9 protein-coding genes are annotated in these 12,188 nt (G+C 64.1%); 4 read left to right on the forward strand and 5 right to left on the reverse strand.

The features are described 5' to 3' along the window. Nucleotides 1–248 precede the first annotated feature (248 nt). Nucleotides 249–1,124, reverse strand: a complete 876-nt coding sequence (locus tag ACVWY5_RS10155; RefSeq protein ID WP_028331762.1) for an SDR family oxidoreductase — start codon at nt 1,122–1,124, stop codon at nt 249–251. A 100-nt stretch (nt 1,125–1,224) separates the two neighbouring features. Here ACVWY5_RS10155 and ACVWY5_RS10160 point away from each other — a divergent pair, with 100 nt between their 5' ends. The 3 genes from ACVWY5_RS10160 (at nt 1,225) to ppc (ending at nt 6,682) form a co-directional block, all read left to right on the forward strand. Further along, on the forward strand, nt 1,225–2,037 hold the full coding sequence (locus ACVWY5_RS10160; RefSeq protein WP_028331761.1) for a crotonase/enoyl-CoA hydratase family protein: 813 nt from the start codon (nt 1,225–1,227) through the stop codon (nt 2,035–2,037). A gap of 138 nt (nt 2,038–2,175) precedes the next feature. Continuing rightward, nucleotides 2,176–3,720 carry an acyl-CoA synthetase gene (locus ACVWY5_RS10165; protein ID WP_028331760.1) on the forward strand — a complete coding sequence of 515 codons (1,545 nt, stop codon included), beginning with the start codon at nt 2,176–2,178 and terminating at the stop codon, nt 3,718–3,720. Between the two features lie 154 nt (nt 3,721–3,874). Beyond that, nucleotides 3,875–6,682 carry a phosphoenolpyruvate carboxylase gene (gene ppc / locus ACVWY5_RS10170; RefSeq protein ID WP_028331759.1) on the forward strand — a complete coding sequence of 936 codons (2,808 nt, stop codon included), beginning with the start codon at nt 3,875–3,877 and terminating at the stop codon, nt 6,680–6,682. Between the two features lie 133 nt (nt 6,683–6,815). Here ppc and ACVWY5_RS10175 read toward each other — a convergent pair whose 3' ends face one another. From ACVWY5_RS10175 to ACVWY5_RS10190, 4 genes are all read right to left on the reverse strand, one after another. Continuing rightward, nucleotides 6,816–7,928: an SMP-30/gluconolactonase/LRE family protein gene (locus tag ACVWY5_RS10175; RefSeq protein WP_321176785.1), complete on the reverse strand. Its 1,113-nt coding sequence runs from the start codon at nt 7,926–7,928 to the stop codon at nt 6,816–6,818. 170 nt (nt 7,929–8,098) lie between these two features. After that, a complete protein-coding gene (locus tag ACVWY5_RS10180; protein ID WP_018270553.1) occupies nt 8,099–9,013 on the reverse strand; it encodes an SDR family oxidoreductase in 915 nt (304 codons plus the stop codon). A gap of 108 nt (nt 9,014–9,121) precedes the next feature. Further along, on the reverse strand, nt 9,122–10,261 hold the full coding sequence (locus ACVWY5_RS10185; RefSeq protein ID WP_028331757.1) for a thiolase C-terminal domain-containing protein: 1,140 nt from the start codon (nt 10,259–10,261) through the stop codon (nt 9,122–9,124). A 4-nt stretch (nt 10,262–10,265) separates the two neighbouring features. Next, nucleotides 10,266–10,679, reverse strand: a complete 414-nt coding sequence (locus ACVWY5_RS10190) for a Zn-ribbon domain-containing OB-fold protein (protein ID WP_028331756.1) — start codon at nt 10,677–10,679, stop codon at nt 10,266–10,268. A gap of 231 nt (nt 10,680–10,910) precedes the next feature. Here ACVWY5_RS10190 and ACVWY5_RS10195 point away from each other — a divergent pair, with 231 nt between their 5' ends. Further along, nucleotides 10,911–12,158 carry an amino acid ABC transporter substrate-binding protein gene (locus ACVWY5_RS10195; protein ID WP_028331755.1) on the forward strand — a complete coding sequence of 416 codons (1,248 nt, stop codon included), beginning with the start codon at nt 10,911–10,913 and terminating at the stop codon, nt 12,156–12,158. The last annotated feature ends 30 nt before the right edge of the window (nt 12,159–12,188 follow it).

Here is a 12,188-nt window from a genome sequence, read left to right on the forward strand (position 1 = left end):
ATCTTTCAACACGGTCGTCCCGGCGCAGGCCGGGACCCATAACCACGAATGCTTATGTGGCACGACGCTGGGGCCACAGCGTACGCAAATGCGCGCATCTGTGGTTATGGGTCCCTGCTTTCGCAGGGACGACAGTTGAGGTTGGGGCACGACGTTGGGGCCGCAGCGTGCGCAATCGCGCACAGCGGTGGTTATGGGTCCTGGCTTTCGCCAGGAGGACGACAGTGGTTGAAGCGCGAGCTGTTGCTTCAGCCCCGCGCCGCGCGATCCTTCTCGTTCTGCGCCTTGATCGACTCGCGCGCCTTGGTCCAGTCGTCGTCGCTCCAGTCGCGGAGCTGATAGAAGTTGCCGCCCATCGCGAGCGCCTGCGCGCCGTCCATGGCGATGGTCTCGCCGTTGATCCAGTCGCAGCCGCCGGAGATCAGGAACACCGCGAGGTTCTGCAACTCCTCCATGGTGCCGACGCGGCCCATCGGGTTCATCGCCTTGGTCCGTGCACCGGCCTCGTCGCCTGGCTTGATGCGCTTGCTCATGCCTTCCGTCGGAATCTCGCCGGGCGCGATGGTGTTGAGGCGGATGCCGTGACGGCCCCATTCGATCGCAAGCGACATGGTCATGGCGTGGATCGCCGACTTGCTCATCGCCGATGGCACCACGTAGGGCGAGCCATTGCGCACCCAGGTCACGGTGATCGACACCACGTTGCCGCGGTGGCCGCCGGCGATCCAGCGCCGGCCCACCGCGTGCGTCACGTAGAAGGTGCCGTGCATCACGATGTTGGCGACCGCATCGAAGCCGCGCGGCGACAATTCTTCCGAGCGCGAGATGAAATTGCCGGCGGCGTTGTTGATGAGATCGGTGAGCGGACCGCTGGTGGTCCAGATCGCCTCGATCATCTCGTCGACCGCCATCGCGTTGCGGATATCGACGCCGTGGCTGACCACGTGCCCGCCATGCTCGGCCATCAGCTCGGTGGCGGTTTCGTCGCAGACGCTCTTGCGGCGGCCGCAGATATGCACCTCCGCCCCGAGCTGCAGGAACCGTGAGGCCATGGCCTTGCCCAGACCGGTGCCACCACCGGTTACCAGTATGCGCCGCCCGGCAAGAAGCTGATCAGAGAACATCGTTTCCTCCACGGGGGTTGTCAGTTAATTGGTCGATTGACTAAAAGCGGACAACGGCCTTTCTGTAAAGCGCCAACAAGGAACAGCGGAGGAGATTTCAATGGAAGATCGCGTTTCGATATCGATTTCGGACGGTATCGCCGATGTCCGCCTAGTGCGGGCGGACAAGATGAACGCGCTCGACGCTGCGATGTTCGAGGCATTGGTGGCCGCAACCGACCGACTTTCCAGGGAAAAAGCCGTTCGGGTGGTGGTGCTGTCCGGCGAGGGCCGGGCATTCTGCGCCGGGCTCGACATGGGCCGGTTCGCCGCCATGAAGGACGGCGGTAACGGGGTGCCGGGCGGCGAGAAGCGCGATCTCACCATTCGCACCCACGGCAAGGCCAATTTCCCGCAGCAGGCGGTCTGGGGCTGGCGCCAGCTTCCGGTGCCGGTGATTGCCGCGGTTCACGGCGTCGCGTTCGGCGGTGGCTTGCAGCTCGCGCTCGGCGCCGACATGCGCTTCCTCTCGACCGATGCGCGGATGTCGATCATGGAAATCAAATGGGGCCTTGTGCCCGACATGGCGGGCACGCCGATCCTCGCGAGCCTCGTGCGCGACGACATCCTGCGCGAGCTCACCTATACCGGCCGTATCTTCTCGGCGCAGGAGGCTCAAGGTTACGGCCTTGCCACCCGCGTCTGCGACGACCCGCGCGCCGCGGCGCTCGAAGTCGCGCGCGAGATCGCCGGCAAGAGCCCGGATGCGATCCGTGCCGCCAAGCGCATGCTCAACAATCTGTCCGTCGACCCGGCGGCCGCGCTGCTCGCGGAATCGGTCGAGCAGCAGAAATTGCTCGGCAGCCCGAACCAGACCGAATCCGTGCGCGCCAATCTGGAGAAGCGCGCGCCAAGGTTTGCGGATGCGGGGTAACGACCGCAGTCATTCCGGCGCGATGCGCAGCATCGAACTATGGTGCGCAATTGCGGACCGGAGAATCTCGAGATTCCGGGTTCGCGCTCTGCGCGCCCCGGAATGACATTTAACCCGACGAAAGATCGGACAACGACAATGGAAACGTCCCAGCCCTTCCTCGGCATCGTCAGCGGCGGTCGCCGGCGCGATCACGCTGCGGTCGCCGAGCGCGCCGACCGCATTGCCAGCGGCCTCAACAAGCTCGGCGTCAAGCCGGGCGACAGCGTCTGCATGCTGATGCGCAACGACATCGCCTTCATCGAGGCTGCCTATGCCGCGATGCGGCTCGGCGCCTATGGCGTGCCGATCAACTGGCACTTCAAGCCGGAGGAGATCAACTACGTGCTGACGGATTCCGGCACGCGCGTCCTGATCGGTCATGCCGACATGCTGCATCCGCTGCGCGGCGCGATCCCGCCCGGCGTCATCGTGCTCAGCGTGCCGACGCCGCCGGAAATCCTCGCCAACTACAAGATCGATCCCGACCATCTGGCGACACCGGATTTCGCGATCGATTTCGAAGCCTGGCTCGCGCAATTCCCGCGCTATGACGGTCCGGTGGTGCCGCAGCCGCAGAACATGATCTATACCTCGGGCACCACAGGCCATCCGAAGGGCGTGCGCCGCTTCGCGCCGACGCCGGAGCAGACCGCCAATGCGGAAGCAATGCGCGCGATGATCTACGGTCTGAAGCCCGGTGCACGTGCGATCCTGCCCGGACCGCTCTACCATTCTGCGCCGAATTCCTTCGGCTTGCGCTCGGGCAAGCTCGGCGGCGCGCTGGTGCTGATGCCGCGCTTCGATGCGGAGGAGTTTCTGCAGCTGATCGCGCGCGAGCGGATCGACACCATCTTCATGGTGCCGACGATGTTCATCCGCCTGATGAAGCTGCCCGAGGAGGTGCGCCGGAAGTACGACATGTCGTCGCTGCGCCACATCATCCATGCCGCCGCGCCGTGTCCGCCCGACGTCAAGCGCGCCATGATCGAATGGTGGGGGCCGGTGATCTACGAGTTCTACGGCTCGACCGAGTCAGGCGCGGTCACCTTCGCCAATTCCGAGGACGCGCTGAAGAAGCCCGGCACGGTCGGAAAGATCTCGCCCGGCGCCGAGCTGCGCTTCATCGGCGACGACGGCAAGGAGGTGCCGCAGGGGCAGATCGGCGAGATCTATTCTCGGATCAAGGGCAATCCCGATTTCACCTATCACAACAAGTCGGAGAAGCGCGCCGAGATCGACCGGCAGGGATTCATCACCTCGGGCGATGTCGGCTATATCGATGCCGACGGCTACGTCTTCATCTGCGATCGCAAGCGCGACATGGTGATCTCGGGTGGCGTCAACATCTATCCGGCCGAAATCGAGGCGGTGCTGCATGCCGTCCCCGGCGTGCACGACTGCGCGGTGTTCGGCATTCCCGATGCCGAGTTCGGCGAGGCGCTGATGGCGGTGGTCGAGCCGCAGCCAGCCGTCGTGCTCGACATCGCCTCGGTCCGCGCCCAGCTCAAGACCGCGCTCGCCGATTACAAGGTGCCCAAGCACATCGAGATCCAGACCAACCTGCCGCGCGAGGATTCCGGAAAGATCTTCAAGCGCCGGCTGCGCGATCCCTATTGGGAGCGGGCGGGGCGGAGAATCTAGGCCGCAAAACTCGACGTCGTCCCGGCCTACGTCGGGACGACGTTGGTGGATGTGTGCACCGCCACCAAGTTCATCTTGCGCTGCGGCAGAAAAAGCGCACACTCGGGAGGAGCCGGGCAGCCTCTGGAGTAGCCAAGCCATGTCTCCCCAGGTAATGCCTCCCCAGACCATGCAGTCCGAGGCGGAAATCCGCGCAAAGCGTGCCGCAGAGGCCAGCCTTCTGGAAGCGACCGCGCAGGAGGAGGATGCGCGGCTCCGGAACGACATCCGCCTCCTGGGGCGCGTTCTCGGCGACACCGTGCGCGACCAGGAAGGGGCAGATGTGTTCGACCTGGTCGAGCGCATCCGCCAGACCTCGGTTCGCTTCCATCGCGACGAGGACAAGCTGGCGCGGCGGGAGCTGGAGGGCATCCTCGACGGCATGTCGATTGCCGAGACGCTGCAGATCGTCCGCGCCTTCAGCTATTTCTCCCACCTCGCCAACATCGCCGAGGACCAGAACAACATCCGCCAGATGCGCAGCCACGGGCCGAGCGGGGCACCGCGGCCGAGCACGCTGGAACAGACGCTGGTGCATGCCCGTCAGGCCGGCATCAGCCCGGCCGATCTGCGCAGCTTCTTCAAGAGTGCACTGGTCAGCCCGGTATTGACCGCGCATCCGACCGAGGTCCGCCGCAAGAGCACGATGGACCGCGAGATGGAGATCGCCGATCTGCTCGACCGCCGCGAGCGGTTGCAGATGACGCCGGACGAGAGCGAGGCCAGCGACGAGCAGCTTCGCCGCGCCGTGGTGACGCTGTGGCAGACCAATCTGCTGCGCCGGACCAAATTGACCGTCCTCGACGAGGTCGCCAACGGCCTGTCGTTCTACGACTACACCTTCCTGCAGGAGGTGCCGCGGCTGCATTGCGCGCTGGAGGACCGCCTGAACAAGGAGGGCGGCGAGGCCGGCGAACTCGCATCCTTCCTCAGGATGGGAAGCTGGATCGGCGGCGATCGCGACGGCAATCCCTTCGTCACCGCGGAGGTGATGCGCGGCACGCTGCGCCTGCAGTCGAGCCAGGCGCTCAACTTCTACCTCGAGGAGCTGCATGCGCTTGGCGCCGAATTGTCGCTGGCGGCGCATCTCGCTGACGTCTCGGACGAGTTGCGGAGCCTGGCCGAGCGTTCGCCCGACACCTCACCGCATCGCAGCGGCGAACCGTATCGTCTGGCCGTTTCGGGCATCTATGCGAGGCTTGCGGCGACGGCCTCTCGGCTCGAGGTCGAGACCACGCGGCCGCCGGTCGGCAAGGCCGAGCCGTATGCGACCGTGAAGGAGTTCCAGGCCGATCTCGACGTGCTCAACCGCTCGCTGATCGCGAACAATTCCAGCGTGATCGCGCGCGGCCGGCTGCGGCTGTTGCGGCGGGCGGTGGATTGCTTCGGCTTCCATCTGACGCGGCTCGACATCCGCCAGAACTCGGCGGTGCACGAGCGCACCATCGCCGAACTGTTCGACACCGCCAATCCGGGGATGTCCTATCTGGCGCTCGGCGAGGACGCCCGCGTCAGCCTGCTGCTCGGCGAGCTGCGCAATGCACGGCCGCTGGCCTCGCCCTTCGTGAAATATTCCGAGGAGACCCAGAGCGAGCTCGCCGTGTTCCGAGCCGCGGCCGAGGCGCACGCCAGGTTCGGGCCGGAGGTGATCTCCCAATGCATCATCTCGATGTGCCAGGGCATGTCCGACATGCTCGAGGTCGCGGTGCTGCTGAAAGAGGTCGGGCTCGTCAATCCGTCCGGCCGCAGCGCCGTCAACATCGTGCCGCTGTTCGAAACCATCGAGGATCTGCAGGCCTCCAGCGGCATCATGGATCGCATGCTGGTGCTGCACGACTATCGCAAGCTGGTCGACAGTCTCGGCGGCGTGCAGGAGGTGATGCTCGGTTACTCCGACAGCAACAAGGATGGCGGCTTCGTCACCTCGGGTTGGGAACTCTACAAGGCAGAGATCGGCCTGGTCGAGGTGTTCGAGCGCCACGGCGTGCGGCTGCGCCTGTTCCATGGCCGCGGCGGTTCGGTCGGTCGCGGCGGCGGCCCGAGCTATGACGCGATCATCGCGCAGCCCGGCGGCGCCGTGAACGGCCAGATCCGCATCACGGAGCAGGGCGAGATCATCTCGTCGAAATATTCCAATGCCGAGGTCGGCCGCAGCAATCTGGAGATCCTCGCGGCTGCAACGCTGGAAACCAGCCTGCTGCAGCCGCGACAGAGCGCGCCGCGCCCCGAATATCTCAAGGCGATGGAGGAGATTTCCGCGCTCGCCTTCAAGGCCTATCGCGGCCTTGTCTATGAGACCGAAGGCTTCGCCGATTATTTCTGGGGCTCGACCGTCATCAACGAGATCGCGACGCTGAACATCGGCAGCCGCCCGGCCTCGCGCAAGAAGACCCGCGAGATCGAGGACCTGCGCGCCATTCCGTGGGTGTTCTCCTGGGCGCAATGCCGGCTGATGCTGCCGGGATGGTATGGTTTCGGCAGCGCGGTCGAGAGCTGGATATCAGAGCATCCGGAGCAGGGCATGGCGTTCCTGCAGGAGCTCTATCGGGAATGGCCGTTCTTCCGTACGCTGCTCTCCAACATGGATATGGTGCTGGCGAAGAGCTCGATCGCGATCGCCTCGCGCTATGCTGAACTGGTGCCTGACGTCGCGTTGCGCGAGAAGATTTTCGGCCGGATCCGCCGCGAATGGCACCTGTCGATCGAGACGCTGCTCGACATCATGGGGCATGACCGGCTGCTGCAGGGCAACCCGCTGCTGGAGCGCGGCATCCGCAACCGCTTCCCTTACATGGATCCGCTCAATCACGTGCAGGTCGAGCTGTTGAAGGAGTATCGCGCGCAGAATCCGGACGAGCAGGTGCTGCGCGGGATTCAGATTACGATCAACGGGATTTCGGCGGGGCTGAGGAATAGCGGCTAGCTACGCTGTCGTCCCGGCGAAGGCTGGGACCCATAACCACGACCGGGAGTGTCGTGAACGATGTGGGCCCCAGCTTTCTTACAACCAACTGTAGTGGTAATGGGTCCCGGCCTTCGCCGGGACGACGGTTAGATCAGCAGTTATGCGCGCCCTTCGTCTCCACATAAACCGCGTAGAGCGACTGGCTTGCCGTCATGAACAGGCGGTTGCGCTTCTTGCCGCCGAAGGTGAGGTTGGCGCAAGTCTCCGGCAGCAGGATCTGGCCGATCCGCTGGCCGTCGGGCGCGAACACCTGCACGCCGTCATAGCCCGGTCCGACCCAGCCGGCGCCGACCCAGATATTGCCGTCGATGTCGACACGCATGCCGTCCGGGAAGCCTGACTTGCCGTCCAGCGTCATGTCGATCAGCGTACGCGGGTTCGAGATCTTGTCGCCGTTGAGGTCGTACTGCCAGACGATGTTCTTGGCATTCGGATAATGCGTGATGCCGGTGTCGCAGACATAGACCTTCTTGTAGTCGTGGCTGAAGGCGATGCCGTTCGGCTTGAACGGCTCGTCGGCGACCTTGGTGATCTGGCCGGTAACAGCGTCGATGCGATAGACGGCTTCCTTCTGGTAGGGCTGCTTCGATCCCGTGTTGGCCAGCTGGCCCTCATAGATCGAGATCGCGCCATAGCCGGGATCGGTGAACCAGATCGACTTGTCGTTGGGATGCACGACCATGTCGTTCGGCCCGTTGAGCTGCTTGCCATTGGCCTGCTCCGCCAAGGGCGTGACGGTTCCGTCGTGCTCGTAGCGCACCAGGCGCGTGCGCTCGGCGGTGATCTGGCGGCCCTCGAAATCGAAAGTCGAGCCGTTGGCCTCGTTTGACGGCTTGTGGAATTGCTCGGAGATGTGGCCGTCATCATCGAGATAACGCAACTGCCGGTTGGCCGGGATATCGCTCCAGACCAGATACTGGCCCTGCGCGTTCCAGGCCGGACCCTCCGCCCACAGGCAGCCGGTGTAGAGCCGCTTGATCGCGGTGTTGCCGACCTTGGCCTTGAAGCGCTTGTCGTCGATCACGACGATGTCCGGATCGGGATAGCGCTGCGGCTCCGCGTTGGAACCGAAGTCGCGCGCTGCGGCATCGGATGCCGCCATCGCGGTGGCAGCAAGCGCGGTTGCGCCGCGCAAGATTGTCCGACGGTCGAACGCCTTCGCACCGTCGCGCTCGTGTTTCTGAATGTTGCTTGGATTTGTCACGAAAGTCCTCCCAGGCTTTTTTGTTATCGGGAGGACGATCATACCCCCGCAATTCTGGCACAATGCGGGCACGCTATGCTGAAACAACCAAAGAGTGTGTCGCCCCCGCTGTTTCGCGGAGGCGACGATTTCATAAAAATGTCAGATCGGATCGGAAGATCAGATCAAATTCAGATCGGATCCCAGGTGAAGACGTCGGCCGAGCGGTCGAGCTTGGCGAACGATCCCTTCAGCGCCGGCATGCCGTGTTCGGCAATGGTCTCGGGCGTCCAGCCTTCGCCACGATGAACCGAGCGCACCGGACGATGCTGGCCGAACAGGAAGATCTCGTTCATGCGCACGCCGAAGATCTGTCCGGTGACGTCCTTGGCCGCGTCCGACAGCAGATAGGCGCAGACCGGCGCGATCTTCTCCGGCCCCATCTGCTTGATCTTCTCGACGCGCGCCTTCTCGGCGTCGGTCTCGGTCGGGATGGTGCCGATCATGCGGGTCCAGGCGAACGGCGACACGCAGTTCGAGCGCACGTTGAAGCGGCCCATGTCGAGCGCAATCGATTTCGACAGGCCGACGATGCCGAGCTTGGCGGCGGCGTAGTTGGCCTGGCCGTAATTGCCGATCAGGCCGGAGGTCGAGGTGAAGTGCACGAACGAACCCGATTCCTGCTCGCGGTAGATGCGCGCCGCGGCGTGGCTGACATAGAACGAGCCCATCAGATGCACCTTGATGACGGCCTCGAACGCTTCCACGCTCATCTTGTGGAAGATCATGTCGCGCAGGATGCCGGCGTTGTTGACGACGCCGTCGAGCCGGCCGAAATGATCGGTCGCGGTCTTCACGATCTTGCTGGCGGGAATGGCTTCCGCCACCGACTCGAAATTGGCGACCGCGGTGCCGCCGCGCTTCTTGATCTCCTCGACCACCTCCTCGGCGGGCGCGGCGCTCGTGCCGGCACCGTCGGCGGCGCCGCCGGGATCGTTGACCACGACCTTGGCGCCTTCCGCCGCGCAGAGCAGTGCGATCTCGCGGCCGATGCCGCGGCCCGCGCCGGTGACGATGATGACTTTATCCTGCAGTGATTTTGCCATGTCGGTTCTCCTGGTTGGGACCGTCATTCCGGGGCGCACGAAGTGCGAACCCGGAATCTCGAGATTCCGGGTCTGGTCCTTCGGACCATCCCGGAATGACGGAGGTTGTTACTTCTCGTTCGTAAAGATGATCGTGCCACTTGCGGCGAACATGCCGCCAACGCCGTGACAGACCGAGATCTTTGCGTTCGGCACCTGCGCCGGCGCGATGCCGCGCATCTGCCGCACGCTCTCCTGCAGCGCGTACATGCCGTACATGCCGGAGTGCATGTAGCTGAGGCCGCCGCCATTGGTGTTGAGCGGCAGCTTGCCGCCGGGGCGGGTGTTACCGTCGGCGATGAACTTGCCGGTCTCCTCGTACGGCATGAAGCCGAGGTCGCCGAGGCCGTAGAGCGGCAGATGCGCGAAGGCGTCGTAGATCATCAGATGATCGACGTCCTTGTGGGTGATGCCGGCCTCCTTGAAGGCCAGGGGACCCGCCACCTTGAAGGCGCGCGACGAGTCGAACGTCTTCATCTGGCTGACCATCGGCGTCTCCACGCTCTCGCCGGTGCCTGATATGTAGACCGGCTTGTTCGGGAAATCCTTGGCGCGGTCGGCCGAGGTGAGGATCAGCGCGCCGCCGCCGTCGGTGACGAGGCAGCATTGCAGCAGCCGGAACGGATAGGCGATCATCCGCGAGTTCAGGACGTCGGCGATGGTGATCGGATCCTTCATGGTCGCGCGCGGATTCTTCGCCGCCCATTCGCGCTGCACGACGGCGACCATTGCAAGCTGCTCATGCGTGATGCCGTGCGTCTTCATGAAGCGCAGCACGGGAATCGGGAACATGCTCGGTGGCCCGTAGACGCCGAACGGTGCCTCGAACTGCCCATTGAGGCTGTCGGCCGGCGTGAAGCGCGGCTGCTTGCCGATCATCGACTTGCCGCTCTCGGCATGGGTGATCAGCACGGTCTTGCAGAGGCCGGCCTCGATCGCCGCGGCGGCGTGGCGGACATGGAGCATGAAGGAGCAGCCGCCGACCGAGGTGCCGTCGACCCAGGTCGGCGTGATGCCGAGATAGTGCGCCATCTGCTGCGGGGTCTCGACCGCGGTGGCGAACCCGTCGATATCCGACAGCTTCAGGCCGGCGTCCGCGATCGCATTCAGCGCCGCGTCCGCGTGCAGCTGGATCTGCGACATGTTCGGGATGACGCCGAGTTCGGTGGTTTCGGCCGCACCGACGACGGCAACCTGGTTCCTGCGCATCACATTACCCCTTTGCCGGACGGAACAAAGGAAGGGTGATCTTGTCGTCGAGCGCCTCGAAGGCGACCTCGAGCGGCATGTCGAGTTCGAGCGCTTCCGGCGTCTGCGGACAATCGACGATGTTGCTCATCATGCGCGGGCCCTCGTCGAGCTCGACCACCGCGATCGCGTAAGGCGGCGTGAAGCCGGGCGCGGCCGGACGGTGGTTGATGACGTAGCTGTAGAGCTTGCCCTTGCCGCTGGCCTTGAAGATCGAGACCTTGCGCGAGGCGCAGGAGGGGCAGAACGGCCGCGGCGGAAAGTAGACATTGGCGCAGGCATCGCAGCGCTGCAGGCGCAACTCGCCGGCCTTGGTGCCATCCCAGAAATGCTGGGTCTCCGGTGTCGGCTTTGGTTTCGCGCGCGCGGGCTCGGCCATGTCTGATGTCTCCTCCCGAAATCGTTACAGTCTTGATGCGACATTGAACCAAGGCCCGTCAACGGTCCATCCATGCTCCGCGCAGCGGCCTGTGTCCCGCGCATGCCGCATATTCCGCCCCTCGCACAATTGCTAAGGCCGCGATGCTTGTGTCGCTCCGATCCGGCGCGTAGAAGGGCCGCGTCCAAGATACGTCCAAGACACGTTCAAGATAGCCGGGAGGAACATATCATGCTGAGGATCATCGGCGCGGCACTCGCTGCCAGCCTCGCATTTGCCACGCAGGCGATGGCCGCCGACGCACCGTCGGAGATCAAGATCGGCACGCTCTATGCGTCGTCGGGGCGCTACGCCTCGATCTCGATGCCGGTCTACAGCTCGCTAAAATTGTGGGTCGAACAGAAGAACGCCGAGGGCGGCGTGTTCGTGAAGGCGTTCGACAAGAAGATCCCGATCAAGCTCGTCTCCTATGACGACCAGAGCAACACCGCGACCGCCTCGACGCTTTATAATCAGCTCGTCACCCAGGATAAGGTCGATCTCCTGGTCGCCGATTCCGGATCGGTGCTGACGGCGCCCGCGGTTGCGATCGCGCGCGATCACAAGATGTTCCTGTTCGACCAGACCGGCACCGGCGCGAGCTTCTTCTCCAAGGACAATCCCTACATCGCGCTGATGGCCGATCCGGTGTCGACGGTGTGGCCGAAGCCGGTCGCCGACTTCATCAGCCATGACGGCCCTGGCCTCGGCATCAAGAAGGTCGCGATCCTCTATTCGACCAACGAGTTCACCGGCACCCAGGCCAACGCGTTCCGCAAGTTCGTCAAGGAGTCCGGTGCGCCGATCGAGATCGTCTATGACCAGGGCGTTCCGACCGAGACCACCAACTACAACGTCATCATCAACAACATCAGCAACGCCAATCCGGACGCGGTGATCCATTTTGGCTATGCGCCGAACGACATCGCCTTCCTGCGCAACGTCCAGGACGTCGGCACCAAGTTCAAGATGCTGTTTGCGATCTATGCCGGCCTCGAGACCGAGTTGCTCGAGAAGAATGTCGGCGCCAAGGGCCTCGAGCACATCTGGACCTATGTGCCGCCGTCCGAATTGGACTATCCCGTCAATTTCGGGATGAACATGAAGGATTTCCGCGCCGCCTGGACCAAGAAGTACAACGACGGCAAGATGGAGTTCGGCTTCAACGCGGTGGCCGGCTACACCACGGCGCTGGTGATCGAGAAGACGCTGTCGGTTGCGACCAGCCTCGACCAGATGGAGCTGCGCCGCGCGGTGTTCTCGCTCAGCGGCCAGCTCAAGACGCTGGACGGCACCTTCGCGCTGGATGAGACCGGCGGTCAGATCGGCGAACTGACGCCGCTCGGCCAGCTCACGGTCGACGAGCACGACCACATCAAGTTCGTCTCGATCTATCCGCACGAGACCGCCACCGGCAAGCCGATCTATCCGGCGCCGTGATGCAGGTGAGTGCGGCAGGCGTAACCTTCG

The sequence above is a fragment of the Bradyrhizobium sp. USDA 3256 genome (assembly GCF_054058275.1).